Source organism: Drouetiella sp., assembly GCF_059504425.1.
Genome location: NZ_JCACIN010000025.1, coordinates 1 through 25,479, shown reverse-complemented (window position 1 = coordinate 25,479; position 25,479 = coordinate 1). Strand labels below are relative to the sequence as shown.

26 protein-coding genes and 2 riboswitches are annotated in these 25,479 nt (G+C 51.1%); of the genes, 16 read left to right on the top strand and 10 right to left on the bottom strand.

Features of this window, described 5'->3' with window-relative positions; all coding sequences use genetic code 11:
• Positions 1-12: 12 nt before the first annotated feature.
• The 7 genes from AC5JMP_RS05695 to coaBC all read left to right on the top strand — a co-directional run bounded on the left by AC5JMP_RS05695 (position 13) and on the right by coaBC (position 7,702).
• A complete protein-coding gene (locus AC5JMP_RS05695) occupies positions 13-1,443 on the top strand; it encodes a tetratricopeptide repeat protein (RefSeq protein WP_495850476.1) in 1,431 nt (476 codons plus the stop codon).
• Between the two features lie 4 nt (positions 1,444-1,447).
• On the top strand, positions 1,448-2,992 hold the full coding sequence (locus AC5JMP_RS05690) for a nickel/cobalt transporter (RefSeq protein ID WP_495850475.1): 1,545 nt from the start codon (positions 1,448-1,450) through the stop codon (positions 2,990-2,992).
• Positions 2,993-3,066: 74 nt separating this feature from the next.
• Positions 3,067-3,429 carry a hypothetical protein gene (locus tag AC5JMP_RS05685; protein WP_495850474.1) on the top strand — a complete coding sequence of 121 codons (363 nt, stop codon included), beginning with the start codon at positions 3,067-3,069 and terminating at the stop codon, positions 3,427-3,429.
• A 40-nt stretch (positions 3,430-3,469) separates the two neighbouring features.
• Positions 3,470-5,215 carry a GspE/PulE family protein gene (locus tag AC5JMP_RS05680; protein WP_495850473.1) on the top strand — a complete coding sequence of 582 codons (1,746 nt, stop codon included), beginning with the start codon at positions 3,470-3,472 and terminating at the stop codon, positions 5,213-5,215.
• Between the two features lie 139 nt (positions 5,216-5,354).
• The gene (locus tag AC5JMP_RS05675) at positions 5,355-5,813 is read left to right on the top strand and encodes a hypothetical protein (RefSeq protein WP_495850472.1); all 459 of its coding nucleotides are present in this window, start codon (positions 5,355-5,357) and stop codon (positions 5,811-5,813) included.
• Complete coding sequence (locus tag AC5JMP_RS05670) at positions 5,810-6,418, top strand: PIN domain-containing protein (protein ID WP_495850471.1); 609 nt, start codon at positions 5,810-5,812, stop codon at positions 6,416-6,418. The genes AC5JMP_RS05675 and AC5JMP_RS05670 overlap by 4 nt, the downstream gene beginning before the upstream one ends.
• 54 nt (positions 6,419-6,472) lie before the next feature.
• Entirely contained in the window at positions 6,473-7,702 is a 1,230-nt protein-coding gene (gene coaBC / locus AC5JMP_RS05665; protein WP_495850470.1) for a bifunctional phosphopantothenoylcysteine decarboxylase/phosphopantothenate--cysteine ligase CoaBC, read from the top strand.
• Between the two features lie 57 nt (positions 7,703-7,759).
• Here coaBC and thiC read toward each other — a convergent pair whose 3' ends face one another.
• Together thiC and AC5JMP_RS05655 are read right to left on the bottom strand one after the other, a co-directional pair.
• Positions 7,760-9,130, bottom strand: coding sequence for a phosphomethylpyrimidine synthase (gene thiC / locus AC5JMP_RS05660; protein ID WP_495850469.1), 1,371 nt, complete (start codon positions 9,128-9,130; stop codon positions 7,760-7,762).
• An 8-nt stretch (positions 9,131-9,138) separates the two neighbouring features.
• A riboswitch (TPP riboswitch) is annotated at positions 9,139-9,235 on the bottom strand.
• 64 nt (positions 9,236-9,299) lie between these two features.
• Entirely contained in the window at positions 9,300-10,793 is a 1,494-nt protein-coding gene (locus tag AC5JMP_RS05655) for a sodium:solute symporter family transporter (protein ID WP_495850468.1), read from the bottom strand.
• Positions 10,794-10,881: 88 nt separating this feature from the next.
• Positions 10,882-10,979: riboswitch (TPP riboswitch) on the bottom strand.
• 232 nt (positions 10,980-11,211) lie between these two features.
• On the opposite strand from AC5JMP_RS05655, the gene AC5JMP_RS05650 reads away from it, so the two are divergent.
• Both AC5JMP_RS05650 and AC5JMP_RS05645 read left to right on the top strand, forming a co-directional pair.
• Positions 11,212-11,424, top strand: a complete 213-nt coding sequence (locus AC5JMP_RS05650; RefSeq protein WP_495850467.1) for a DUF2839 domain-containing protein — start codon at positions 11,212-11,214, stop codon at positions 11,422-11,424.
• A 451-nt stretch (positions 11,425-11,875) separates the two neighbouring features.
• Positions 11,876-12,211 carry a DUF1815 family protein gene (locus tag AC5JMP_RS05645; protein ID WP_495850466.1) on the top strand — a complete coding sequence of 112 codons (336 nt, stop codon included), beginning with the start codon at positions 11,876-11,878 and terminating at the stop codon, positions 12,209-12,211.
• A 51-nt stretch (positions 12,212-12,262) separates the two neighbouring features.
• Here the strand turns inward: AC5JMP_RS05645 and dacB are convergent, their stop codons facing one another.
• Together dacB and AC5JMP_RS05635 are read right to left on the bottom strand one after the other, a co-directional pair.
• The gene (gene dacB, locus AC5JMP_RS05640; RefSeq protein ID WP_495850465.1) at positions 12,263-13,738 is read right to left on the bottom strand and encodes a D-alanyl-D-alanine carboxypeptidase/D-alanyl-D-alanine endopeptidase; all 1,476 of its coding nucleotides are present in this window, start codon (positions 13,736-13,738) and stop codon (positions 12,263-12,265) included.
• A 280-nt stretch (positions 13,739-14,018) separates the two neighbouring features.
• The gene (locus tag AC5JMP_RS05635; protein WP_495850464.1) at positions 14,019-15,209 is read right to left on the bottom strand and encodes an anion transporter; all 1,191 of its coding nucleotides are present in this window, start codon (positions 15,207-15,209) and stop codon (positions 14,019-14,021) included.
• Between the two features lie 323 nt (positions 15,210-15,532).
• Here AC5JMP_RS05635 and AC5JMP_RS05630 point away from each other — a divergent pair, with 323 nt between their 5' ends.
• From AC5JMP_RS05630 to AC5JMP_RS05620, 3 genes are all read left to right on the top strand, one after another.
• The gene (locus AC5JMP_RS05630) at positions 15,533-16,897 is read left to right on the top strand and encodes a cytochrome P450 (RefSeq protein WP_495850463.1); all 1,365 of its coding nucleotides are present in this window, start codon (positions 15,533-15,535) and stop codon (positions 16,895-16,897) included.
• 87 nt (positions 16,898-16,984) lie between these two features.
• Entirely contained in the window at positions 16,985-17,464 is a 480-nt protein-coding gene (locus AC5JMP_RS05625; protein ID WP_495850462.1) for a hypothetical protein, read from the top strand.
• A gap of 21 nt (positions 17,465-17,485) precedes the next feature.
• On the top strand, positions 17,486-18,391 hold the full coding sequence (locus tag AC5JMP_RS05620; RefSeq protein ID WP_495850461.1) for a cation diffusion facilitator family transporter: 906 nt from the start codon (positions 17,486-17,488) through the stop codon (positions 18,389-18,391).
• A 57-nt stretch (positions 18,392-18,448) separates the two neighbouring features.
• On the opposite strand, the gene AC5JMP_RS05615 is transcribed toward AC5JMP_RS05620, so the two are convergent.
• The 5 genes from AC5JMP_RS05615 to AC5JMP_RS05595 all read right to left on the bottom strand — a co-directional run bounded on the left by AC5JMP_RS05615 (position 18,449) and on the right by AC5JMP_RS05595 (position 22,476).
• Positions 18,449-19,357 carry a metal ABC transporter permease gene (locus AC5JMP_RS05615; RefSeq protein ID WP_495850460.1) on the bottom strand — a complete coding sequence of 303 codons (909 nt, stop codon included), beginning with the start codon at positions 19,355-19,357 and terminating at the stop codon, positions 18,449-18,451.
• Positions 19,339-20,235, bottom strand: coding sequence for a metal ABC transporter permease (locus AC5JMP_RS05610; protein ID WP_495850459.1), 897 nt, complete (start codon positions 20,233-20,235; stop codon positions 19,339-19,341). The genes AC5JMP_RS05615 and AC5JMP_RS05610 overlap by 19 nt, the downstream gene beginning before the upstream one ends.
• On the bottom strand, positions 20,219-21,103 hold the full coding sequence (locus tag AC5JMP_RS05605) for a metal ABC transporter ATP-binding protein (protein ID WP_495850458.1): 885 nt from the start codon (positions 21,101-21,103) through the stop codon (positions 20,219-20,221). Before AC5JMP_RS05605 ends, AC5JMP_RS05610 begins: the two co-directional genes overlap by 17 nt.
• Positions 21,104-21,225: 122 nt before the next feature.
• Positions 21,226-22,248: a metal ABC transporter solute-binding protein, Zn/Mn family gene (locus AC5JMP_RS05600; protein ID WP_495850457.1), complete on the bottom strand. Its 1,023-nt coding sequence runs from the start codon at positions 22,246-22,248 to the stop codon at positions 21,226-21,228.
• Positions 22,249-22,338: 90 nt separating this feature from the next.
• The gene (locus tag AC5JMP_RS05595; RefSeq protein ID WP_495850456.1) at positions 22,339-22,476 is read right to left on the bottom strand and encodes a hypothetical protein; all 138 of its coding nucleotides are present in this window, start codon (positions 22,474-22,476) and stop codon (positions 22,339-22,341) included.
• Between the two features lie 150 nt (positions 22,477-22,626).
• Between AC5JMP_RS05595 and AC5JMP_RS05590 the strand changes: the two genes are divergently transcribed.
• The 3 genes from AC5JMP_RS05590 (at position 22,627) to AC5JMP_RS05580 (ending at position 23,760) form a co-directional block, all read left to right on the top strand.
• On the top strand, positions 22,627-22,830 hold the full coding sequence (locus AC5JMP_RS05590) for a hypothetical protein (protein ID WP_495850455.1): 204 nt from the start codon (positions 22,627-22,629) through the stop codon (positions 22,828-22,830).
• Positions 22,831-22,848: 18 nt separating this feature from the next.
• On the top strand, positions 22,849-23,457 hold the full coding sequence (locus AC5JMP_RS05585; protein ID WP_495850454.1) for a MarC family protein: 609 nt from the start codon (positions 22,849-22,851) through the stop codon (positions 23,455-23,457).
• Positions 23,458-23,547: 90 nt separating this feature from the next.
• Positions 23,548-23,760 carry a hypothetical protein gene (locus tag AC5JMP_RS05580; RefSeq protein ID WP_495850453.1) on the top strand — a complete coding sequence of 71 codons (213 nt, stop codon included), beginning with the start codon at positions 23,548-23,550 and terminating at the stop codon, positions 23,758-23,760.
• Between the two features lie 78 nt (positions 23,761-23,838).
• On the opposite strand, the gene AC5JMP_RS05575 is transcribed toward AC5JMP_RS05580, so the two are convergent.
• The gene (locus AC5JMP_RS05575) at positions 23,839-24,078 is read right to left on the bottom strand and encodes a hypothetical protein (protein ID WP_495850452.1); all 240 of its coding nucleotides are present in this window, start codon (positions 24,076-24,078) and stop codon (positions 23,839-23,841) included.
• Between the two features lie 660 nt (positions 24,079-24,738).
• Here AC5JMP_RS05575 and AC5JMP_RS05570 point away from each other — a divergent pair.
• Positions 24,739-25,449, top strand: a complete 711-nt coding sequence (locus AC5JMP_RS05570) for a hypothetical protein (protein ID WP_495850451.1) — start codon at positions 24,739-24,741, stop codon at positions 25,447-25,449.
• Positions 25,450-25,479 lie beyond the last annotated feature (30 nt).

The window sequence follows — 25,479 nt, the reverse complement described above, 5'->3', positions numbered from 1 at the left end:
TCTGAGCCATCTATGAAACAGCTTTTTTTTCCGCGTCGGTCTAGCCCGTTCTGGCTCACTATGCTGCTAGGCTTGCCGATCGCTTCTATCGTTCTAGTTGCCACGCAGTCTAATTTTCAGTCGAGTCTGGACGCTGTGATCAGCCGTGTTTGGAACAAAGAAGCTGAACCCTATCGCTATCGCTATTTTGAATCGGCTGAACGGATGGAGAACCCGATCGGGCGAATTGAGCAAGAAATCGCTCTGTACCAGGAGCGGCTGCGTCGAGATCCCATGAGTGCCTTGAGCCTATCTTCTCTGGCAACTGCCTATATCCAGATGGCAAAAGTCACGGGCGAAGGAAATTGGTATTTGTTGGCAGAACAATCTGCTCAGCAATCTCTCGCAAGTCTGCCCTATGGCAATCCTGAAGCGCTGATGCTGCTGGCGCGAGTGGCGGAAGCAAAGCACGACTTTACGGGTGCGCTAAATCTGGCGGCTCAGGTGCCCGATCACAAAGATTCAATCGGCATCCAGGTGACTTCTAATCTGGCAACGGGCAAGTTAGACCTGGCAAGTCAGGCGGCTGATCAATTAGTCGATCGCCTACCCAGCGTGAGCGCTCTGACTTTGCGGGCGCTGGTCAAGACGGCTGAGGGCAAAGATACAGAAGCTTTGCAGAACTTTCAGGATGCGATCGCCAGCGAAGAACCCGGAGAATTGACTGCCTCAGCCCGCACCCGGACTCTGCTGGGGCGATTTTACTACGAGCGGGGCAATCTGGAGTTAGCCGAAGCCCTGTACCGTGAAGCTCTGCGCATCCAGCCTGGTTTGCCGCTGGCGCTGATGAATCTGGCGCAGCTCAAAATTCGTCAAGGAGACTATGGTGCAGCCGATCGCCACTATGCCGAAATTCTAGCTACTTCTAGGGGGACGCCTAGAGCTTTTGATCCGCTGGTTCTGCGAGGGCAAGCCCGTATCCAAAAACTGCAAGGCAACGATACCCAGGCTCAAGCCCTCTGGACGCAAGCCGAATCTCTGCTACGACAAACCCTGACCACCGGGCAAGAGGCAACAGGCTCGGCCTTCGGGCATCGGCGCGACTTGGCTCATCTGCTGCTAGAGCGTGGCAACCCACAGGATATTCCTGAAGCGGTTTCTCTAATGCAAGCTGAAATCAAAATCCGCCGCGATGCCGAAACGCTGAGCACTTACGCCGGAGCACTCTTGGCACATGGACAGACCCAACAGGCGCAGCAGGTGATTCAAGAGGCGATCGCCACAGGTATCCGCAATGCTAGCCTATACGACCGAGCTGCCGCGATCGAAGCCGCGTTGGGTAATCAGGTGCAAGCGTTGGGTAATCAGGCGCAAACGAGTTCTCAAAAAGCATTGCAGATCGATCCACAATTTGGCGATCGTGCCAGGAACGCGCTCAACTTAGCTGCCGGATTAGGAGGGTAAACTTATGAATCGATTGTCTCCCAGGAACATCTGCCAAGCAGGTCTGAGGACAACCCGCAGAAACGGCATTTTAGGCATTCTTTCGCTCTTGTGCATTTTGCTAATTGGGATGGCTACAGCGCCTCCTGGTCAGGCACATTGGGCAGATTTAGCCGCTGCTGAAGTGAAGGTAAACAACACCGATGCCCAGATGACGCTGACCTTCCCGACAGGACTCGTGCCCTTTGCGGACAGCGACAAGAGCGGTCAGTTATCGGCAGACGAAGTCCGTACCCACGCGGCTGAACTGCAAGCATTTTTTGGCGAAAAGATCCGGTTTATGAACGGAGCTGAAGCTGGCACAGTGGCGGTAAGCCCTGTGGAACAAGCGAATATTCCGCTCTCCAGCAAAGTTGCGCCTAACACCCACAGCACCTTGCTTCTCACCTACTCGTGGGTGCAGCCGATTCAGACCCTTCAGATTCGCTACAACCTCTTTCTGCCAGGAGTCTCGACTTCAAGCTGTCTTGCCACCATTCTGCAAGGCAAACAGCTCAAAACCTTTATCTTCACCCCCACTCAACAAACCTATGCTGCCACACCTGGCCTCCCTGACTTTGCGCACGGCGGATTGTGGGTCGCGATCGCCGGGGCGTTGGTCTGGGGCGCCATGCATTCCCTCACGCCGGGGCATGGCAAAACCATGGTTGGAGCCTATTTGGTAGGCACGAGAGCTACGCCTCAGCACGCGATTTTTCTGGCTTTGACGACGACTATCACCCATACGCTCGGCGTGTTTGCGCTAGGATTGGTGACGCTTTTCGCTGCGCAGTATATCCTGCCCGAACAAATTTATCCCTGGCTGAGTTTAATATCCGGTCTGATGGTGGTAGCGATCGGTATCAATTTATTCCGCGAACGAATTAGGAAGGTGGGCGATCGAGTGAAGGTGGCTCATACCCATATTCCTCAGCCTTCAGTCTCTCAGGCATATACACAGGCTTATGCCAGTGTTCATCTCTCTCCTAATCCAGTTCATGCTCATCCTCGTGAACTGAATTTTGCTGACACTCATCATGTTCTAGATGAACATCAACATTACAAGTCTGATCATCACGATCACAGCCACGGGCATGATCACAGCCACGGGCATGATCACAGTCACAGCCATAATCACAGTCACGGAAACGATCACGAGCATAATCATGGACATCACTCTCATCTGCCTGAAATAGACGGCGACCCGGTGACTTGGCGTAGTTTACTGGCGTTGGGTATCTCAGGTGGACTCGTTCCCTGTCCGGCAGCTTTAGTCTTGCTGTTAAGTTCGATCGCCCTTGGCAATATTGGTCTTGGATTGCTAATGGTATTTACCTTTAGCCTAGGATTAGCAGGCGTTCTGACAGGATTGGGTTTAGCGTTAGTTTACGCAAAGCATCTGTTCCAGAAACTTCCTACACCCAGCCATTCCATTAGAGCATTACCTGCCCTCAGTGCCTTGGGAATCACGCTGATCGGCTGCGGTATTTCGGCGAAAGCGTTGATGCAAGTTATAGCGCTACGCGCTTAGATCCAATGAGTTATTTTTTGAGAGCTGCGCGGAGCGCAGCTCTCAAAAAAAATTCGTCCTAACTCAATTACGTAATGCCATGTAGGTTAATGATGCTAAAGAACATGAAGGCGATCGTTTTGTCAAGCGTGCTAATTTTTTCTGCTGGCGCTGCATTTTCTAGCGTTGCATTGGGCGAAATCTTACCTCAAGTGATACAGCCTACAGCGCAACCTGTAGATGATGGTTTAGTCTGTTATATGCAGACTTCCAAGGGTGCTACGCTCAATTTGAACGGCTTATGTGGTAGTAATGCCAATATGCCCAATCGGCGGATAGTCGTGAGGCAGACCAGTGAGAGGATACCCCCAGAGCTGATCCGATATTCCAATACCGATAACGGCGTGGCTTGTGTTGCGATCGATCAGCAAGGTCGTCCCTGTCAGGCCGCTCAGTAAATCCCTTGACCTTCTACTCCCTAATCTTCTACAAAACCCCATGCAAGCCATCCCATTCACTGCTTGGCAACAGCTCAAGCAGCAGCAGATTAGCTGTGATCAGGCGCTTGATCTATTAGTGGATGTCGAAGGAAATGTCCGGCTTGATCTGCTCGATCGCGAGGTGAACTCTCGATTTTGGCGCATGTTGGGCGATCGCCATGTCCTACCCCCCGTGATGCCCTTGCTGCTCTGGCAAAGCTGTTTTTACGTAGGCAGCCCAGTGGTATTGCCAGATGCCATCGTGCAGCAGCTTAGCGCTCAGTTGCGTACCGACATTCGGGTAATTACGATCGTCGAAAAAAGCTATCGCCAGTGGGTGCGGCTGCAAAGTTTGGACACCAAGCGCCTCAGCTCTTCAGTCCATGTCAATCCGCTCACGGGGGAACTGGAGCAGGAAGACATCACCGAAATGGCAGAGCTGTATCTGTCCCAGGTCGATAACCAAACGGAGCGCATCAAGGCACTCATCTCCAGCGCCTTGCGGAACCGCGCTAGCGATATTCACCTAGCCCCTGCCCCAGACGGACTGCGGGTGCGCTTCCGAATTGACGGCATCTTGCGCCACGTCACCACGTTGCCCCCTGAGATTAGCCGTCGAGTCATTGTCTCGCTCAAAGTTATGTGCGATATGGATATTGCTGAGAGCCGCCGTCCCCAAGACGGCAGAATCAGCGAACGCTACATGACCGATCAGGCTGAGCAGGGTCTAGATATGCGGGTCAGCATGATTCCCTGCATCGCGGCTCACAAGGGCGAAGCTGGAGAAAAAGCCGTGCTGCGTCTGCTACGCCAGCAAAACACCTTCAGCACCGTGCAGGATTTGGGCTTCTCCGATCGCACCCGCGAAATCTACGAAGGCTGGCTGCGCGAACCCCAGGGCATGATTATCTTCACAGGCCCCACCGGGTCGGGCAAAACCAGTACGCTCTATACGAGTTTGCAGACGATCGCCACGGATGCCGTCAACATTGTCACCGTCGAAGATCCGGTGGAATATGTGCTGCCAGGGATTACTCAGACTCAGGTGCATGAATTGGCAGGCATGACCTTTGCTGCCGGACTGCGGGCGATTCTCCGTCAAGACCCTGACATTATTATGGTGGGTGAAATTCGCGATAACGAGACGGCAGAAACGGCGGTGCGAGCAGCGCTTACCGGACATCTAGTGCTAACAACGCTGCACACAAATGATGCGATCGGCGTTATTCCTCGCCTCAAAGATATTGGACCCGATCCGGGTCTGGTTAGCGATGCCCTGCTGGGAATTGTCGCTCAGCGTCTTGTCCGCAAAGTCTGCACCCACTGCGCCGAACCCTACGTTCCTACTGCCGCCGATCTCAAGCTGCTGGGTTTGAAGCGCGAAGACGCAAACCTGCAAGGCTGGCGCAAGGGCAAAGGCTGTCCCCACTGCTTTAAGTCAGGCTATTCCGGCAGAGAGGCGGTAATTGAGCTGCTAAATATTGACGATCGCGTACGCGAGATCATCTACGAAGGCACCGTGACGCAATTGCGGCGCTATCTGCATGAGATTCAGTACGACTCATTTTTGGTGGCAGCGATCGCCAAAATCACTCAGGGACTCACTACCGTTGAAGAAGTGCGGCGAGTTTTGCCCCACAGCGCTTTTGCCCGCCAAGGTGCCGAAATTATTCCTTCTCATCCCCATGCTTTGCGGAGCGCCAAACTCAATCAGAAATCAGTGTTCTCATCAGAAGCGATCGGCGGGTCAAATACGGTTTCGTAGTAAATTCGGCACTGCCATAAATTCATCAGTCTACATAGAAATAGCTAGAGATCAATGAGTAGAGGATCGTTACACATCTGCTCATTCACGCTGTTTCGCGTCAGAATGATAGGGTCGTTGGTTTTTAGAGTGAGTCCGTATGGATGCTCAATGGGATTTGTCAGTTCGCGATCGCAACGGTCAACTTGCTCTAGTTATTGAAGTTAAGGGCAAAACCAATGTGTCGCCAGAGTGGGCTGCACGGCTACGGCGCAACATTCTTGCACATGGTACTTTTCCAAAAGCTCCGTACTTGCTGATGGTTTTTCCAGATAAATTTTATTTATGGGCTGGTGCCGAAATTCATCTGGATCAGAGTGAACCTGACTACATTATTGATGCCCGCCCTATTCTTCAACCTTACTTTGAACAGGCAGGGGTAAGGGGTGATCGAATCAGTGGGCAAAGCCTTGTACTCATTGTTGAATCCTGGCTCGGAGAAATTATTTATTCTAAAAAGTCTTTTGAAACCTTAAATGATTCTCAGCATTGGCTGATTAAGTCAGGGCTATATGCTGCTCTAGCGGGAGGAAAATTTGAGCATGAGGCAGTTGCTTGAATATTTATGTCGAAACAAATTTTGTTTTGGAGTTAACCTTCGAACAAGAGCAATGTGCAAGTTGCGAACAAATCCTGCAACTTTGCGAAGTAGGACAGGCAAAGTTAATTATTCCCGCCTACAGTCTTGCTGAGCCTCACGAAAAGCTGAGTCGTCAAGCCAAGAGTCGCCGAGAACTGCAACAGTCGCTAAATATCGAATTACGACAGCTTTCACGTACAGCTTCCTATACAAATCGTATTAGAAGTATTCAAGATGTCGCTAGCTTGATGGTACAAAGCAATGAGGAAGAACAATATCGCTTTATTCAATATCGTGAGCGATTGCTCAAGATTGGAGAAATCGTTGCCCTTACTACAGACATTTTGATTGAGGCAGCATCTTGTGAAGCTATTTACGATTTAACGCCACAAGATGCCCTCGTTTATACATCAGTTCTTAACCACCTGCGACGTTATCAACCACGGCAATCATGTTTTTTGAATCGAAACGTTAAAGACTTTGACAGTCCTGATATTGTTGACGAACTTAACCGATTCAACTGTAGGATGATTCCACGGTTTGATCACGGCTATAGTTTTCTGAAGTCGCAATCATCTTCTTAGTAGTCATAATTCTAAACCTTGTTTATTTTTTGAATCACACTCTAGGAATCTATCGTGCTGAAAGGTCGGCGGATTTTAATCGGCATTACAGGCGGTATTGCTGCCTACAAAGTCTGTGAGGTGGTGTCTACGCTAGCGAAAGCGGGGGCAGAAGTTCGTGCTATTCTCACCCAGGGCGCGGAGGAGTTTATCACGCCGCTGACGATCGCCACCCTCAGCCGCCATGCTGCTTACCGCGATCGAGACTTTTGGCAGCCCCACGATCGCCCTCTCCATATCGAATTGGGCGAGTGGGCAGAAGTGTTTCTGATTGCACCGCTCACGGCGAATACTCTGGCAAAGCTGGCGTATGGAATTGCCGATAATTTGTTGACAAACACTGTGCTGGCTTCCACCTGTCCTCTGCTGCTGGCTCCGGCAATGAATACGGATATGTGGCAGCAATGGGTGGTGCAACGCAATTGGCAGATGGTTTTGAGCGATCGCCGCTATCACTTCCTAGAGCCGGGAGAAGGAATTTTGGCTTGCGATCGCGTTGGCTCAGGACGGATGGCGGAGCCTGTGGAAATTCTGGCGCAAGTGCGATCGCTTCTGCATACGGGCGGCAAGCGCGATCTAGAGGGCAAACATCTGTTGATTAGCACAGGCGGAAGCCGCGAACATCTTGATCCGGTAAGGTTTATCGGCAATCCAGCGACTGGAAAAATGGGTGTGGCGCTGGCACAAGCAGCCCAGCACAGAGGGGCGATTGTCACCTTAGTTCATGCTCCCATGGAGCCGAGTTTACTGACCCAGCTCAAGGGCATACAGCTTGTACCGATTGTTACTGCTGCTGAGATGCATCAAGCGCTGGCAGAACACTTTGCCTCTGCCGACTGGCTAGTCATGGCGGCGGCTGTGGCGGACGTCGCGCCAGCCGAATTTCATCCTGAAAAACTGCCCAAGCGATCCCTCCCCTCCTCTCTTCCTCTGTCGCCTGTCCCCGATATCGTGGCAGCGTTAGGTCAATCCAAACAGCCCCACCAGCGATTGATTGGCTTTGCAGCTCAGACGGGCGATATCCTGGCTCCAGCCCTAGAGAAACTGCGGAGCAAATGTTTGGATGCGATCGTTGCCAACCCCATCGATCAGCCTAACAGCGGCTTTGGCAGCGAGCAAAATCAGGCAATTTTTCTAGACTGCACGGGCAGAAAGAAGGCGATCGACCCGTGCAGCAAACTTGAAATGGCGCATCATCTCTTTGACTTTGTGCAGACTTTGGAATGCCTGTTGGAGACACAATAGCGATCGGCTCAGAATCTCCGATCGCGTGGACATTGCCCGCGCGACCCAGAATCAGGGTTATCCCAACACCGACTCTTTCGCTAAAAACTTCTCTAGTTCCGTCAACGCCTCCATATCCACCTTTGTCTGCATTGGACAAAACTTAGGTCCGCACATTGAGCAAAACTCAGCGGTTTTGTAGATGTCTGCGGGCAAGGTTTCATCGTGATACTCACGGGCGCGATCGGGATCAAGTGACAGATCAAACTGGCGGTTCCAGTCAAAGTTATAGCGGGCGCGGGAGAGTTCATCATCGCGATCGCGTGCTCCTGGTCGATGACGGGCAATGTCTGCCGCGTGAGCCGCAATTTTGTAGGCGATCAGGCCATTACGCACATCTTCGGCATTGGGTAAGCCCAAATGCTCCTTGGGCGTGACGTAACACAGCATTGCCGTGCCGTACCAGCCCGCCATCGCTGCACCGATCGCCGAAGTAATGTGGTCATATCCCGGCGCAATGTCTGTCACCAATGGCCCCAAAACATAGAAGGGAGCCTCAGAGCATTCCTCCATTTGCTTGCGCACATTGAATTCAATCTGATCCATCGGCACATGCCCAGGGCCTTCCACCATCACCTGCACATTCTGCTCCCAGGCTTTGCGAGTAAGTTGCCCTAGAGTCTTGAGTTCTGCCAGCTGTGCTGCATCTGAGGCATCATGCTGACAGCCCGGACGCAAGGAGTCGCCTAGGCTAAAGGAGACATCGTAGCGCTTGAAAATCTCGATAATGTCTTGAAAGTGCGTATAGAGGGGGTTTTGCTTGTGATGATGCAGCATCCATCGTGCCAAAATGCCGCCGCCTCTAGACACAATTCCAGTCAGCCGACCTTTGACGAGGGGCAAATGTTCAATCAAGATGCCCGCATGAATCGTCATATAATCTACGCCCTGCTGCGCGTGTTTTTCGATCACCTGCAAGAAATCTTCGGCGGTCAGGCTCTCAACGCTGCCGTGTACGCTTTCTAAAGCCTGATAAATCGGCACGGTACCGATTGGCACGGGTGAAGCTTGAATAATTGCGGTGCGAATAGCATCCAAATTGCCACCGCCTGTGGACAGATCCATGACGGTATCGGCTCCGTATTTCACCGCCAACCTTAGCTTATCCAACTCTTCGTCCATATTTGACGAATTCGGTGACGCACCAATGTTGGCATTCACCTTGCACTTGGAGGCAATACCGATCGCCATTGGCTCTAGGTTTGTGTGATTAATATTCGCCGGAATAATCATCCGACCCCGCGCAACCTCATCTCGAATCAGTTCCACAGGCAGGTTCTCGCGCTGTGCAACATGGCTCATTTCCTCGGTCACTATACCCTGACGAGCATAGTGCATTTGGGACACGTTAGCCTGTCCGTGTCGTTGAGCAACCCAGTGCGTTCTCATATTTAATTCCTTGATATAAACAGCTTTCCTCCGCCGGTGCTAACCGGACTCAGGTTCTAAGGGTGTAATCTCAGCCTGATTTCTCAGGCACCCCTAGCTTGTTCGCAAGCGTATCATGGTTAAATCACTTTGCGCTAGGGTCGGTCAAAAAATATTTGTATCTATTGACCTATTCCCTTATGCCGATCGCCTTTTCTGATTCCACATAAGAGCGACTCTGTACTCGCAGATTTTGGAAGTCAAACGAGCTTTTGCTGAATAGACTAAAGGCGATCGTCACCAATGCCGATACGATCAGAGCCGCTGCAAAGCTCATCAAGAGATCACCGCCGAAGGGAATATTGAGCCAGGGACTAAAGTCAGGCTTGGGAAAGAAAAGCGCGCCTGCTGCAATGCCTAACAAAGCGCTCAACAGGGCGATAGCTCCGGTCAAACGATGGGAATAGAACCCGTACAACACCGGGAAAAAAGCTCCCGCACAAACCAGATCGGCTAATAGAAACAAATAGAGAACATCGTAGCCCTGCGCGGCAATCAAAATAGTGGGAATACCGATCGCTACCGTGAGAATCCGCGATGTACGTAGCAAACCTGCTGACTGCATTTGCGGAAACAATCGCATCAGATCAATTGTGAACACGCTAGCAATACCGTTGAGTAGAGCAGAGAGGGTACTCATAACTAAGGCAAGCGCCAGAACCAAAACCAAAATCGTTACCCAAAGCGGTAATGAAAGTTGCTGAAGCAGAGAAAAGAAAGCGCGATCGTCATTAAATCCGAAACGCATTGCCAGCAATCCCAATCCGCCTGAAATGAGAATAATAGGTAGAACCGCTAAAGCGCCTCCCAAAAAAGCTTGCTGCACGGTCTTATCATTTCGACAGGCATAAACGCGCTGCCAGTTGCTTTGGTTAAACATTTCTGCTGCCACGATCGCGATCATTAGTGTTGCCCCAAATTTAATGCCGTCTACATAGCCTAAATTCAGTAGCTCTGGCGCTTTGAGCTGAACTGGCGCAAGCGCGTTTTCCCAGCCGCCCAATGCCGTTAGCGCCACCCAAAAGCTAATGAGCAGCAGGGGCAGCATGACGGCAAACTGAATAGCATCGGTAAAAATAGTCGCTCCTAGCCCGCCGTATGTTGTGTATATGAAGGTGGCAGTAATGACAACTAACGCCGTCCAGCCTAGAGGCACATCCGCCAGAATTTGCACGGCTTTAGCGATCGCCGTCAGCTCAGCCGCCAGATAAACAAACATATAGAACACAACAATGCCCAAAGTCAGTAAATACATAGCATTGCCGAAACGGTACAAAACAAATTCATTCAGCGAATGTCCGTTTGGCATCAGGTAGCGGATGCGAGGCCCTACTTGGGTGAATACAATCAGCGGCATTGCCGACCCAATACAGTAGCCTAAAATTCCAGCTATACCGCTCGTAGCGCCAACCTGGGGTGGACTAAACAAAATCCAGACTCCCATTGCCGATGCCACGATCGTCGCCAGCGCCATGCCAGCCCCAAACCGATTGCGACTGACCATGAAGTCTTCAATGTTCATCGTCTTCTGACTGGCGTTCAGCAACCCTAGCAGCGCAAATAAACCTGTTGTCACTAACGTAACTAGCAGCGCGATCGCTCCTGTAGATAGACCTATAGACATAGTGATCTAGCCCATTCTTATAGAGTGTGTCTGGCTAGGGTAATTTTGAGATGCCATCAGCGATCGAGCTGTGGCTTCGGATGATGGCGATCGAAATTCAACGCTTCCCTCCGCTGGTACTAACCAGACTCAGGTTCCGAGGGTGTAATCTCAGCCTGAATTATTCAGGCACCCCTAGCTTGTTGTGCATTCTATCACCTTTGAATAGTCTCAAAGTGTGGTCAGCTGGGGGAGTTCGTGCCCTGCGGGCACGAACTCCCCCAACAAAGCCCGAAAAAAGCTCGCCGCAGGCGAGCTTTTTTCGGGCTTTGTTGCAAAATGAGAATTTCTGAAGTGTAGTTATTTAACCGCTGCGGCAGAGGGAAGTGAGAAGACGGTATGATGATGTTCCTACAATTAAGCTTACGGCTGGTGAATTATGGGAGACTCGAAGCGGCGCAAAGACTCGCTAGGCGAGAAGTACGGCCAAGAAGGAAACGTTTATCCATGGCTGCCGATCAAAAAAAGTCAGGCAGAGCAGTTTGTCAATTGGAGTACCCGTGGAGCCTGGATTGGAATTGGGGTACTCGTTGCTTACTGGGTGGTTGTGCGCCTCATTGGACCTGGGCTGGGCTGGTGGAAGATTAATTAGACCGCGATCGCCTCTTCCACACATCTGCAATAGTTTAATTTTTGTAACAGGACTGTAGCAATATATTAAAAATGTGTATTGAAAGGCTGAAGACCCTGGGCAGAGTCTGGAGCAATAGGTTAACCTTAGTCTGAGGGCTGTAAAATTAGCGCTGCTCATTAGCTACAGATCCGATTCACCTCCTTCGTTTGATGTTCTGCCGACTCTTGTGTCGCAGCTTATACCGCATCTCACTGGGTAGTTCGCTACTTTAGGTTTGCGGGACAGTTCGTCCTCTTTAGCTCGTTACGTGTTTGTTATGGAAAAGTTGTAAGACTAGGATACCAATTGCGCTAGGTCGCTCACGGATGCTTTTGTGGCTCGGTCGAAAAGCGTTTTACTTTAAATTCAAATGTTTAAGAAATTATAAAATGTTCTAGAATTGTGTTAACTGTGGCAGAGGAGATTAAGTATGTTTCTCAGACTTGCAGAGCAGCATCGTAGATTCGTTCAAGATCTAGTTATGAATCTTCAGGCGTTGGCAACTGTGTTGGAAGCCAGAGGGTATCTAGCTTCTTGCTACACCTGCGGGGGGCAAATGAATAGCGCATCGTTTATGGTCAGCTTGGGGGAGAATCATCTGATTCGCTTCTTGGTATCTGACTATGGAATCACCTGGACAGAGATGAGAGACGATCGCGAACTCATGAAGCTAGAGGGTGCAGAAGCCATCAATCAGCTCCAAGAGCTGGCTAACTTGGTGAAGTTCCAAATTAAGCCATCGGAAGCTCGTCCTGCTTTGGTCTAGCTTCGATCGAGTCTAGGTTCTTGCAACCAATTTGCACATTCAACGGTCAGCTCAGCAGGGCTGTAGGCTTTGTAAAGTCTCTACAATCCTATCGATCGCTTCCTGAACCTCCCCAATCGGCAGATCAAACTGGTTGACCATGATGCTGAACGTTACGAGCGGGTAGTGAGGTGGCTGTAGGTATCCTGACAAAGCGGCAGCACCACTCAAGAATCCTGTCTTGCCTTGGAGCCGTCCCTGCACTGAGGTGCCTTGGAAGCGATTGCGCAAAGTGCCGCTGACTCCGGCAACAGCTAAGCTGTTTTGATAATTTGAGGCGTAGGGCGATCGCTGCATTGTCTGCAGCGTTTCGACTAGGGCGGTTGGACTAACCAGGTTTCGACGAGATAAACCTGAACCATCTGACAGCCGATAGTTTTCTGGATTGACTCCGATCTGGGTTAGAGCAGCTTCCACTTCATCTAAGCCTGCCTCCAGACTGGAGCTACTCTGGGACATCTGATTGGCGCCGAGAAGCCGTAAGGCTGCCTCTGCATAAAGATTATTGCTCTCTTGATTAGCTTCTATCAACAGCTCCGCCAGCGGTGCAGATTCGACTGCGGCTATCTCGATCGCTTGAGTAAGCCGTACGGACTGAATAGCTTGAGCATCAGAACTGTCGAGAGTTTGAATTTGCTTCACCTGAATTCCGGCTGCATCCAGGGCTTGCTGAAAGCGATCGGCGAAATATGCGGTGGGCTGAGGCACTGAAATGGCGATCGGCTCTACGGCAGACCCAACCCGCAACTGCCCTTCAACTTTCAGAGTCGGCGGATCAGAGGTACGTCCCACCTGCAAAAATTCTGGTTGATCGATGGCTACCGTCTTTGAGCGGTTATTAATTTGCCAATGCCGCTCCATGCTTGGCTCATCCCAGACAACCTGCAAGGGTTCTCCCAATCTTTGCGGTACCAGCGTTAAACCGATCGCATTCTGGTTAATAATCAGGCTGTTTGCCACAGCCCCATAGCCCGCCTGGATATCTTCCCACTCCCAGGTTGGATTGATGGCATCACCGCGAAAATATTGATCATCTAGCACTAGCCGATCGATCTGAGTGATACCGCGATCGCGGATCTGCTGAGCCAGATCCTGCAATTGCAAATCGGTCAGGCTAGGGTCGCCCCGCCCTACGACACGCAAAATATTTAAAGTTGCATGACCCATCTGGTACACAGAAGTCCGTATCCGAAACTGCGAACCGAGTCGTGTCAGCACTGCGGCGGTCGTGAGCAGCTTAGCATTGGATGCAGGAGTGAAAAATTCTTCTGCATTTTGAGAATAAAGCGTCTGGTTGTTGCCCGTCTGTACCAAAATTCCCCAGTGGGCACGGCGAAATTGGGGAGCGTTAATGATGGGGGCGATCGCCTGATCCAGCTGAGCTGGACAAAAAGGCTGAGCTTTTGCGGGCAGCAAGCCCACCGGAAGCAGCAGCAAACCGCCACAGAGTTGGAGACCTAGACGAACAGAGGGCTGAATGAAATTCAAAATGCGGATTAGAGGATAGCTCTACAGATCATCTCCCAAAATAATGCTCCGCGATCGTAAAACCCAATATATTTTGAAGTGCTGCATCTTTCTAGACAGCCATATAGCGCTTACATAGCGCTACGCGCTCAGATCTAATGAGTTATTTTTTGAGAGCCGCGCTCAAAAAATAACTCGTCCTAACTCAATTACGTAATGCCATCCATCTGAATCAATTGGAAGGGCAAGCCTGAGAATTCTCCAACGGAAATGCCCCCATTCAGGCAATTGCCCAGAAAGCCTAACTCATAATCCAGAAGTAAGTCAGCCCTAAAGTTAGGGCGGTCAGCGGCACCCCAAAGCGCAGATGCTCCCAAAACGTCAGGCGATATCCCTGTTTTGCCACTGCCTCTGCCACAATCAGATTTGCTACTGAGCCGAGCAGCGTTAGGTTTCCTGCAAGTGTCGATCCGGCGGCTAGTAGAAGCCAGGTGCGCGTATCAGGGTGCGGAATTAGATGATGCAACAACAGCACAGCAGGTACATTGGACACCAAATTAGACAACAGCGCCGTCACCCCTAGAATGCTTAATGGGTCATGCACAAACTGAGCAAAGCCATTGAGCAGACCGAGTTTTTGCACCCCTTCCGTCAGAATGAACAGCCCAGAAAACATCAGCAGCAAATCCCAATCGACTTGATGCAAAATCCGTTTTGGTTTGACACGTCGCGTCAAGAGCAGCAATCCTGCGGCAATGAAGGTCGCTTCGGCTATAGGAATGCCAGCTAAAAAGGCAGCCAGTAACCCGACTGTAATCAGCAAGCTTTTGGTTAGCAGGGGCTTAAACACTCGGTAGCGCAAATGTTCAGGTTTTAGCGTGGGTTGAAGCGATCGCACTTCTGGATACAGCCACCACAGCCAGCCGATTTGAACAATCAAACCTGCGATCGCCAAAGGAGTCAGGGCTTTGGCAAAATCGAGATAGCTAATGCCCGAAAACGAGCCAATCAAAATATTCTGCGGATTGCCGCTGAGAGTCGCGACTGAGCCAATATTGGTTGCACCTGCCAGCGCCAGCAGATACGGAATCGGGTTGAGCTTGAGGGAAACCGTTAAGCCCAAGACTAGCGGCGTTAGGATCAGGGCGATCGTGTCATTCAGGAATAATGCGGACAGCGCGCCGCTCCCCCCTGTCAGCACTACCATTAACCCAAAAGGACTGCGGACGTAGCGCATTAGGTAATCTAGCGATAGCTGAAAGAATCCAGCCGTCGCTAGATTGGCGCTAATCACCATCATGCCAAACAAAAAAACTAGGGTTTTGTAGTCGATCGCTCCCCAGGCGGTCTTGAGATCTAGCACACCCAACGCCATCAGCAGCGACGATCCCACAAGGGCGATCGTCGCTCGATTCATGTGTAGCCCCGGCAAGTACCCAAGCCCTAAGCCAACGTAGGTCAAGGCAATGACGAGATAGTGCAGAATGATCATGGTTGTGCGGCAGCAAAGTTCAGGTTTGACGAGGGTTTAAGGGCAAAGCACTAAATATAGTCAGTGATGTGGATATAGCCGTAATCATCGGGCTTGAGACATTTTTGAGCGCGCCCTCAAGAATGTCCCTGTCTTAACCGCTCTGAATACAGCCATAACAGTACAGGCTAGTGAGCAGGCATTCGCGTGATGGTTTGCACAGCTTCCACGGTCAAAAATGATCAAAACCTGTCTGGACTATGGATATCCCCAAAAGGGGGATACCATTATTTTGGCTAAGCGAGTTTTAGCTAAGCGAATCCCACGCGATCATCATCACCCCTATGAAACAAGTCAGCGGACTTAAAACGCCTGCGCTCTTGCAGCAGTTTCAGTGGATTCTGAATCCGGTTGGTTATATGGAAAGCGCTGTGCAGGAGCTTCCAGACATTTTTGCGGCTCAAATCGTCGGGTTTGGCAACAGGCTGATATTTGTCAACGATCCCCAGGCAATTCAATACATATTGACGAACGATCGCAAGGAGTTCACCGCGCCAGGTGAGATTAACAAAATTTTGACGCCTCTAGTGGGCGACACCTCAATTTTTCTGCTGAGCGGCGATCGCCATCGTCGTCAGCGACAGTTGCTGATGCCGCCCTTTCACGGCGATCGAATGCGCACCTACGGACAGCTGATTGCCGACCTGTCGGAGCAGGCAATGTCTCAAATCCCTGCCAATCAAGTCTTTCAGGCGCGATCGGCAACCCAGTCTATTTCGCTACAGGTGATGTTGCAGGCGGTCTTTGGGGTGCAGCAAGGAAAGAGCTACGACCAGTTGCAACATCTGACGGGTGCAATGGCGGATACCTTTAGTTCGCCGCTTGCTTCTGGCTTCCTATTTTTCCCCTCTCTTCAGCAAGACTGGGGCACTTGGAGTCCTTGGGGTAAGTTTTTGCAGCAGCGGCAGAGGCTGGATGACCTGCTGTATGCCGAAATTGCCGATCGCCGTGCCTACCCAGATGCTAGCCGTACCGACATTCTCTCAATGCTAATGACGGCAAAGGATGAAGCGGGTCAGCCCATGACCGATCAAGAGCTGCGGGACGAGCTAGTGTCTTTGCTCATTGCAGGTCATGAAACGACGGCAACGGCTATGGCTTGGGCGCTCTATTGGATTCACCACCTGCCAGAGGTGCGGACAAAGCTGCTGGCAGAGCTAGATTCGCTGAACGGTGATTTGGCTGACACGATAGCAAACGACCCGATGGCGATCGCCCGTTTGCCCTATCTCAGCGCCGTTTGCCAAGAAACCCTGCGAATTTACCCGATCGCCATGCTCACGTTTCCCCGTCAGGTGCAGCAGCCGATGGAGCTGCTGGGCTACAGCCTGGAACCGGGCACGATTTTGGTGGGCTGTATCTATCTGGTGCATCAGCGACCCGATCTTTACCCCAACCCCAAGCAGTTTCAGCCACAGCGATTTCTAGAAAAGAAATTCTCAGGCTATGAGTTTATGGCATTTGGCGGGGGCGCAAGGCGCTGCATTGGGGAGGCATTGGCGCTGTTTGAAATGAAGCTTGCCCTAGCGGTTATCTTGTCACGTTATGAGCTGGCGTTGGCAGAACCGCGATCGGTACGCCCCCAGCGCCGAGGAGTGACGCTTGCCCCAGCGAGCGTGAAGCTGAAGATGGTAGGGCGACGAAAGTAGGGAAGCCTTGAGTTTAGTCTAAAATAGTGCGAATGTACTTGTTATAGATCGCTAAATTAAGTAAATCGCTAAATTGAGAAGGACACAATGGTTCAATACACCCTGGCAGAGCATCCTGAAGTCATTATCGCGATCGAGGGCAAAGACTCCAAAAAAGCTAGAGAAAAGGCAATGAATCAGCTCATGGAGATGCTGGATAACGATCAGCTCCCTTCCAACTTGCCGAATGGCTTTGCTGCTGAGCAGTTTATTGAGGTTAAGTCTACTCCCAGCGCTGAGCCTAGCCCTGAAGAGGATGAGGTGAGCCAAGCCATTCAGCTTCTGAGCAATCTGGCTAGCCTAAAGCTGAAAACCCAAGAGCTAAAGCAGGAAGCCATCAAAATCCGTCAGCACGTCGATATTCTGTTTGAGGATGCTCCCATTACAGAGGCAGATGTGGCGAGTCTCAAAGAAGGGTTTAAGCTGCTGAAGACCTTCGCTCAGTCTAATCTCCGCTTCCGTCAGGCGAAAGAGCAGGCAGAGTCAGCTAGACGGACGCTCGACCAGGCGCTTCAAGACCAGAGTTAGGATCTTACTGCCATAATTGCCATGAAGAAGACTGCCCCGTCCGCTCGTTCCTACACGCTGCTCTCGATCGCTGCTGCCCTACTGACGATCGCCCTCAAAGCTGGAGCCTACGGACTCACTGGCTCGGTCGGGCTACTCTCTGACGCCATGGAGTCAGGAATTAACTTAGTTGCGGCTGTGTTTGCATTTTGGGCTTTGTCTTACGCGGCAAAGCCGCCCGATGAAGAGCATCCCTTCGGGCACTCTAAGGCAGAGTACTTTTCGAGTGGGTTAGAAAGCGCCCTGATTATGGTCGCAGCCGTTAGCATTGGCATTGCCGCATGGCCACGCTTGCTCAATCCGCAGCCCTTAGAGCAGATTGGAGTCGGGCTAGCGCTTTCTCTGGTCGCAACGGCGATTAACGGCGGGGTTGCCTGGATTCTTTTGAGAGCAGGAAAACGGCTAAATTCGATCGCTCTCAAAGCCGATGGGCATCATCTGCTGACTGACGTTTGGACTTCGGTAGGCGTGGTCGTGGGTCTTCTTCTCGTGAAGCTCACAGGCTGGCTGGTGCTAGACCCAATCATTGCTCTATTGGTTGCAGCCAATATTATTTGGGCGGGTGCTCGCCTGATGCTACAAACCGGATCAGAACTTTTGGATCGATCGATTTCTCAACCCGATCAACAGAAAATCCAGCAGCTTTTGAGCGAGTATGAGCAGCAGGGAATTCAGTTCCATGCCTTACGAACCCGTACGGCTGGCTCTCGTCGCTTTGTCTCGATCCATGTCCTGGCTCCTGGCTCCTGGACAGTGCAGAAAGGGCATGACCTCTGCGATCAGGTGGAATTGGCGATCGCCAAAGCCTTGCCTAGAACCCATGTCATGACCCATTTAGAACCTTTGGAAGATCCCGTTTCTTTCCAGGATCAAAACCTCGATCGATAGAATTGGCGTTCTCGCCCAATCTCATTATTGTTGGGATGAGAATAAGCATCACCGGAGCTAATTTTTTCTAGAAAAAGTAGCCACTAATACATAGCTAAGAAAAGCGATCGCACTCATCAAAAAGCTAATGGGAACAGGCGCATAAAAGCCGATGGTTAGCCCTACCCAGGTAAAGAGCAGCGCAATGACGGCAGACAGCAGCAGCGCCATAAAAGGACGCGAGACTAAACGTTGGGCGATCGCGGCTGGAGTCACAATTAGGGCAGAGTTGAGCAAGACTCCTACGGCAGGGACGGCGGCAGCGACGCTAATTGCCACTAAAACTAGGAACAAGATATTAAGTCCCCGTACGGGGATGCCGCGCACTGCCGCCACGTCGGAATCAACAGAGGCAAAGAGCAGAGGACGGGCGATCGCCAAAATTGCTGCAATGGCTAAAGTACCCACGATCGTGATCCACTGTACCTGCTGCGGCTGCAATCCTAAAATCGAGCCGAACAGGATATTGACACCTAAGCTGCCCTTGGCACCGCTGGATGTTGTAGTGTACATGCTCAAAAATAGAACCCCTAGCCCCAGCACCCATGCCAGCACCGTACCGACTTCCACATCTCGCGATCGCGCCGAGCGATTGCCCAAAAGCCCCATTGCCAGCGCCACCAGCGCCGTGACTCCGAATAGCCCCACGATCGGCTGTTGCCCCACAACTGCCGCCAGCAGCGCTCCAGTAAAGGTGACATGGGACAGCGCCTCTACCGCAAAAACTAGGTGACGTAGCACCACAAAGTAACCGACCAACCCCGCCACGATCGCCAGCACTGTACCCGCTAGAAAAGCGCTCTGCATGAAATCGACGCTGAGCATATTCTGCACATTTTGAATCAGGTTTAGCGAAAAGGGTGGGATGTCTAACAGCACTGACGAGGATACGGTGAGGGATATAAACATTAGACGCTCGGTTGCCATCTAATTCGCCGCAGACGCACCGCCACGTAGGTGGCAAAGGCAAAGCTCGTGATGAAAAAGCCAACAGGATAGGGAATGAAGTAGGCAACTGCCAGCCCTGCCCAGGTGAATCCGATCGCCAAACCCATAGACAGCCCCACTGCCGCGATCGGACGAGCCGTTACCTGTTCGGCAATGGCAGCCGGAGTCACCAACAGCGCAAAAATCAGCAGCACCCCGACGACCTGCACCGCCTCAGCCACGGCAAACGCTAGCAAAATAAGAAACAGGCGGTTCAGAAGCCGCACAGGGACACCCCGCGCTGCGGCCACATCAGCATCGATCGAGGCAAACAGCAGCGGACGAGCGATCGCCATTAGCCCGGTCAGCGTTGTCCCGGCGGTGAGGGCAATGACCGCTATGTCGCGATCGCTGATGCCCAGCACTGCCCCAAACAGCAGCGCGTAAATGCCTGCCGCATAGGAAGTGCCAAGCTGTACAAACAGCAGCCCCAGCCCTAGGGCAAAAGTTTGAGTGGTGCCGATCGCCACATCTTGTCCACCTGGGATTTTCGCCCTCTGCGTTCGTCCGCTCAGCCAGTCGATGCCGAACACCGCCGCTATGCCAAATAGCAGCATGCCCACGACGGGCGATCCGCCCAGCAGCGCCGCGCCCGATGCTCCGGCAAAACCGACATTTGCCAGGGTATGTCCAGCAAAGCTTTGTCCGCGTAGCACCATAAAGTAGCCCATAGCCCCGGCAACGATCGCAATCATTGTCCCGGCAAGAAAGGCATTCTGCATGAAGTGAAAGGCAAACAGCTCTTGGAGATTGGCGATCGGATTCCAGGAGAAATGCACCTCCCCGGCATCCGCCAGAAGGCTAGTGGTGATGAGCATGATAGGTTACCTCCTCCGGATGTCCGGCAACAATGATGCGTCCGTCTCTGGTGCGCAATACGTCGATCGGCGTGTCGTAAAGGTAGGACAGCGTTTCGGAGGTAATCACGGCTTCCGGAGTGCCGATTGCCGTTTGTCCCCGCGCTAGGTAAAGCACGCGATCGAGGTAGGGCAAGATCGGGTTGACGTCATGGGCGACAAGCAGCACTGTCACTTGGTAGTCTTGGCTAATTTGGCGAATTAGCGCCGATACACCCTGCTGATTGCGCAAATCTAGACTGTCCAAAGGCTCATCCAGCAGCAAGATCCGAGGACGGGTCACTAACGCTTGGGCAATTAGTAACCTTTGCTGTTCGCCGCCCGATAGCTCACCAATGGGGCGATCGGCATAGGCTGTTGCTCCCACTAGCTCAATCACTTGCTGCACCCGTCGGCGATTTTCACGAGCGCGAACATCTCCTCCCCAGAGCTTCCTCAGTCCGGGTAACGGCAGCCCCCACTGATTGCCGTCAATCCCAAGATGCACTAGGTCGCGCCCCCGCACTGGCATATCGGCGGCAAAAGTTCGCCGCTGCGGCAAATAGCTGATAGCGATATTGCCACGCCGCGCAGGTTTCCCTAATAGACTGAGCCGACCTTCGTTCAACGGCAGCAAGCCCAACAATACCTTGAGCAGCGTCGATTTCCCAGCTCCGTTAGGCCCTAACACAGCAATGAATTCCCCGGCACTGACGCTTAAGTTGAGATGGCTCCAGATGAGGCGATCGCCCCGACGCACGGCAGCTTGCTCAAACTGGATAACGATTTCTCGCTGGCTGAACTGATCTCCAGACAATGGCATGGGGTCAATCCCGGTGGGGCGGGTCATGGCTTTCCTTACAGCGCTTTGCGCCTGGTTAAGTGTGGGGGTAGTCCTCAAAATGTAATGATTTTTTATTGGGTGGGCTAAGCCCACCCAATAAAAAATCATTACATGAATACCAGCGTGGGTTATTTGGCTTCGGCTAATGCCGCTTCTAAAGCCTTGAGTTGAGCGGTTTGCCACTCCTGAAAGCTGGCGTTTGCCGGGGTTAGTGTTTCTGTGACAGGCACGATCGGGATGCCTGCGGTCTTTGCTTTTTGCGTCAGCGCATCGGTGTCGGGCGTCGCGTTCTGTGCGTTAAAGACCAAAACTTTGATTTGCTTTTGAGTCAACTGCTGATCCACGGCGGATTTATCGATCGCCGTAGGTTCTTCGCCTTCAGAAACAGCATTCATGAACTTGGCTGGTGTCAACAGCTTCAATCCTAGCGGCTCAGCCAGGTAAGCAAAAATGCTCTCGGTGGTGCCGACTGGTGTGCCCGAGTACTTTTGCTTGATGGCGGCGATCGTCCCTAAGTAATCCTTGAGTCCAACTGCGATAAACTCCGCCCTTTCCTGATCGTAGTAGGCGGCATCTGCGGGATCAAGCTCTTTGAAGTCGGCTGTGATTTGATCAATGACCTGCATGACGTAGTTGGGGTTGTACCAGAGGTGAGGGTTGTCGCCCTCTTTCTTGCCCACCAGATCGCCAATGATTAAGGCTTTGCGATCGCCTACCGGGTTGCTCTCCAGCAGCTTTTGTCCCCAGGGATCATAGCCCGCGCCATTCAGAATCACATAGCGGGCGCTTGCCATGAGACGGGCATCTGTGGGCTTTGGCTCGTAGTCATGGGGGTCGGTATCGGGGCTAGTAATGAGGCTGGTAACTTTTACCTTGTCGCCTCCGACTTGAGCCGCAAGGCTGCCCCAAAAATTTTCAGCCGCAACGACCTGTAGGGGATCATCGCCGCTAGGGCTACCTGTCTCAGAACTTGTCCCGGTGGGGGTAACTGAAGAACTAGAGGCAGCTTGGGGAGCGCCGCAGCCTAAAGTCGGCAGCAGAACAAATAAAGTCAATAGACTGGTTGCGAAAGACCAAAATCGCCCCTGGGTTGGTGTAGCAGAGGCAGTGTGGCTCTGCACAACGGGGGCAACTCGACACTGTTTCGACACTGTTCCTTCCTCTGAGAATGATAATGTATCTCATTTGATGTACTCAGCAACTTATCCGATGCTCTGTGCTCTTGTCAATGAGAATCATTCTTATGGAGGGACAAGGGTGCCTCTGCCCAAAAAGATGCTTAAAAAGTCAGCTACGCCGTAAAAAAAGCTCTCTTGGTGCTGCCAACCAATGTCGGTGAGCGGGAAGGGAGTAGATAAGTTCTCTTGTTCTGCATTCATCTCCCAATCCTCAACAATTCTGGGGGATTGGGGGCGGTTCGGGTAGCAAATTACACTTCTCAGGCATCCTCTGAAGTGGATGTAGCTTGAGGCGATCGGTGAAGGCACGGTATAACGCAGTGCAGCGGACAGATTCAAGATTGTGGTACATTGCCAAAGTTATCTGTCGCCGCTCACTTTAGCCTTTGGCTGGCTCCACACAAAGGTCTTGCACTGCTGGTTGAGTCAGTCGGTGGAGGTGGAAAAGTCTTGGCAGCGATGGACAGCAGGGGGCGATCGGGGGGTGAAAGCGAAGTGCTGCTAACCTGTCGTTTTACCCTGCGTGCATGGTTTTCCAGCAGCTATCAAATATAGACCATGTAGACTTTAACCATGATTGATAAAGCACTGAACGATCTGTTGACACTATGGGTGACAATCGAACCGATTGGAACAGTTGTTCTTTTCGCCACATTGTCGGCGCATCTTTCTCAAACGCAGCGTCGTAGAGTTGCGCTTAAGGCTGTTGTCTACTCCACAATTATTTTATTAGGGTCTATTGTGGTGGGCCAAGTCATTCTGTCAGCGATGCAAATTCGGTTGATTTCTTTGCAAGTTGCAGGTGGTTTGATCTTGTTCTTGTTTGCCTTGCAAATGATTTTTGATTTTTCGCACGAACAACCAGCAACCCCTGAAAAGGGTTACGATATTGCGGTTTTTCCGCTAGCGGTGCCGTCTATTGCAGGAGCAGAAGCAATTATGGCTGTGGTTCTGCTAACAGACAATCACATTTATTCGATTCCATCACAAATAGTCACAGCTTGTGCTGTTGTATGCATTATGGCCGTTACCTATGGATTGATGCTGCTGGCTGAGCCAATTTTACGGGTCATTGGTACCAATGGTGCTGCAATCTTGGAGCGTGTTACAGGCATGATTTTAGCTGCACTGGCTGTCGAACTCATTATGGAGGCGATCGGTGTTCAAGGATGGCTTAGTTAAATATTAGTGTGAGGTAGAACGAAGCCACAGTCGGAACTGAGGAACTGACTGTGGGCGCAGTGGATGTGTTAATTCTGTTCGTAGAGAGCGTTGAATATTTCCACGGTTTATTGGTTTGAATTAGAAAAACTCAGCTCAAAATCAAGTTTGGCGTTCTCAAAATCGATTGGAGCTTCCATGCAATCAGATTTTGCTCAAGCAAAATTTGTACATCAAAGCTCAAAATCAACATTTGCTGAGGCAAAACTAGATTTTGCTCAAGCAAAACCTGTGAACAGGAACTCAAAATCAGCTTTGCCATAGGAATTAGGTAAGTAGCGGAGGTATAATGCTCAATTCGGTTTATTTCTCCGCCACCTCTATTCAATCGATCGCCTTCCCTTAGCCGTTAGTCGGGCGATAGTGGGTGCTGATCGCCATTACCTTGAGTGGGTCAGGGGTAGGCAAGAGCGGACTCCAGGTGTCAATTGTCCGAAATCCCCGGATATGCGACTCGTGAATCGTGGCACGCACGGCATCCCGTGAACCGAACACAATTACGCGAATTAGCTCTCGCTCTGGGTTGGGTTCACCATCGGGCTGCAACGCCGGATGGTTGAAGAAATTGAATTCTCCGGTCATAACTATCACTCCTTGTTGTTTTGGGTTCGCTTGCAGAGATCTCGCTTACAGAAGTAAGACGAGAAGGAACCCCAAAAACATGGCTACTCACGATCGATTAACAAGTAGCGCCAAGGAGTGTAACCAGAAAGCTACACTAACTTAAGCCCTACGGACTGCCTGTACGGTCTGTAAGGTTAGAGGTATGTTGTAGGTGGCACTACTTCATACCTCGCCAGAGGTTTTTGGGTGACTTAAGGCTGCTGGCGCAGGAATACGAGAAAGCAACCTTAGCGGATAAGAATATAGGAAGGAAGGGGCGATCGTCAAGCTCTTTCCCGTACAAGTTTGTTTGTGTTTTTGGGATAGAGAGTTGGGGAGGGGGCGATCGAGCACCTTTTGCAGAAGGACTATACTTTTTTGCTGTGACTGAATCTGAAAATAGGCAGAACAATTCTGCCTATCTATCTAAATCGGCGTATTATCATCGAAAGATTTTGTCTATACTACCCAAATTAGGGTGTTATGCGGAAACTTTCGGTATATCCACCTTCTCTGGGATCTTAGGCAGAAACTTTCAGCCTACCAATAGTTATACGGCTCGAATTTATCTGTAAGGACGTACACTTGAGTTGTTGGTGTAGTAAGAGTGTTATATCGGGTTAGAATCACATTTTTTCGATGGTTGAGGATTGCTCCGTTGCTCAAAAGCTTGGCTGTGGCAAGTATGCGCTAGACAACTGCATTCTTGTTAAAGCACCCGTTGAAGCTGTAAGCACCATTGTTCAACAATATTTTGTGCTTGAGGTGCAATCCAATTGCAAAATTGCTGACTATGTTGACGCAAATAAGACTTCATGGGCAGAAGTTGAGCGGCAACGACAAGTTAGGAAATCAAGACCTAATAAATCACTACCTCCAGTACTGTGGGCTGTTCCATTCTGGCGATATCTCAATCACCAATGGACAATTCTACCCCTCTCAGGTAGAGAGGAATCGATTGCTTTCGCGCTAGCGTTGCTCTTGAATACCGACACAATTACCTTTTACGATTCTTCTCATGCTTCTTATAACGAGTTCAAGGTTTTTCGCAAAGACCAACTCGTTGAGTATTATTTATTTGGATTTGAGTGCGGAAAAGACTTTAAGAATGATTGGGATATCAAGGTAGAGGACTCTGAGTTTGACGCTTGGAACAACTATGAACATAGATTCAAAAGCTCCATCAGGCAAGTTACCGAAGCAGAATTAAGATCGGCATTTTTAGCAAGGAAACCTGATAGAGATAATAGAGGTTTCCTGGATGCGTGTCTTAAGCACTATAGAGCTTATATTCCCTTACAGGAAGAAACACCACGTCATTATCACCTTAGTGGTGCAGAAAAGTCTTGAGAGACTGACTGGGCAGGGGTTTAGAGAAAA

Bases quoted from the DNA above. Each gene is read 5' to 3' on its own strand.
- AC5JMP_RS05625 (WP_495850462.1), top strand. From the start codon at position 16,985: ATGGTTCAATACACCCTGGCAGAGCATCCTGAAGTCATTATCGCGATC.
- AC5JMP_RS05655 (WP_495850468.1), bottom strand. From the start codon at position 10,793: ATGTCTATAGGTCTATCTACAGGAGCGATCGCGCTGCTAGTTACGTTA.
- AC5JMP_RS05690 (WP_495850475.1), top strand. From the start codon at position 1,448: ATGAATCGATTGTCTCCCAGGAACATCTGCCAAGCAGGTCTGAGGACA.
- AC5JMP_RS05605 (WP_495850458.1), bottom strand. From the start codon at position 21,103: ATGACCCGCCCCACCGGGATTGACCCCATGCCATTGTCTGGAGATCAG.
- AC5JMP_RS05585 (WP_495850454.1), top strand. From the start codon at position 22,849: ATGATTGATAAAGCACTGAACGATCTGTTGACACTATGGGTGACAATC.
- AC5JMP_RS05675 (WP_495850472.1), top strand. From the start codon at position 5,355: ATGGATGCTCAATGGGATTTGTCAGTTCGCGATCGCAACGGTCAACTT.
- AC5JMP_RS05635 (WP_495850464.1), bottom strand. From the start codon at position 15,209: ATGATCATTCTGCACTATCTCGTCATTGCCTTGACCTACGTTGGCTTA.
- AC5JMP_RS05595 (WP_495850456.1), bottom strand. From the start codon at position 22,476: ATGAATGCAGAACAAGAGAACTTATCTACTCCCTTCCCGCTCACCGAC.
- AC5JMP_RS05645 (WP_495850466.1), top strand. From the start codon at position 11,876: ATGTTTCTCAGACTTGCAGAGCAGCATCGTAGATTCGTTCAAGATCTA.
- AC5JMP_RS05685 (WP_495850474.1), top strand. From the start codon at position 3,067: ATGCCATGTAGGTTAATGATGCTAAAGAACATGAAGGCGATCGTTTTG.
- AC5JMP_RS05695 (WP_495850476.1), top strand. From the start codon at position 13: ATGAAACAGCTTTTTTTTCCGCGTCGGTCTAGCCCGTTCTGGCTCACT.
- AC5JMP_RS05575 (WP_495850452.1), bottom strand. From the start codon at position 24,078: ATGACCGGAGAATTCAATTTCTTCAACCATCCGGCGTTGCAGCCCGAT.
- AC5JMP_RS05630 (WP_495850463.1), top strand. From the start codon at position 15,533: ATGAAACAAGTCAGCGGACTTAAAACGCCTGCGCTCTTGCAGCAGTTT.
- AC5JMP_RS05615 (WP_495850460.1), bottom strand. From the start codon at position 19,357: ATGGCAACCGAGCGTCTAATGTTTATATCCCTCACCGTATCCTCGTCA.
- AC5JMP_RS05680 (WP_495850473.1), top strand. From the start codon at position 3,470: ATGCAAGCCATCCCATTCACTGCTTGGCAACAGCTCAAGCAGCAGCAG.
- AC5JMP_RS05650 (WP_495850467.1), top strand. From the start codon at position 11,212: ATGGGAGACTCGAAGCGGCGCAAAGACTCGCTAGGCGAGAAGTACGGC.
- AC5JMP_RS05620 (WP_495850461.1), top strand. From the start codon at position 17,486: ATGAAGAAGACTGCCCCGTCCGCTCGTTCCTACACGCTGCTCTCGATC.
- thiC (WP_495850469.1), bottom strand. From the start codon at position 9,130: ATGAGAACGCACTGGGTTGCTCAACGACACGGACAGGCTAACGTGTCC.
- AC5JMP_RS05610 (WP_495850459.1), bottom strand. From the start codon at position 20,235: ATGCTCATCACCACTAGCCTTCTGGCGGATGCCGGGGAGGTGCATTTC.
- AC5JMP_RS05570 (WP_495850451.1), top strand. From the start codon at position 24,739: ATGGTTGAGGATTGCTCCGTTGCTCAAAAGCTTGGCTGTGGCAAGTAT.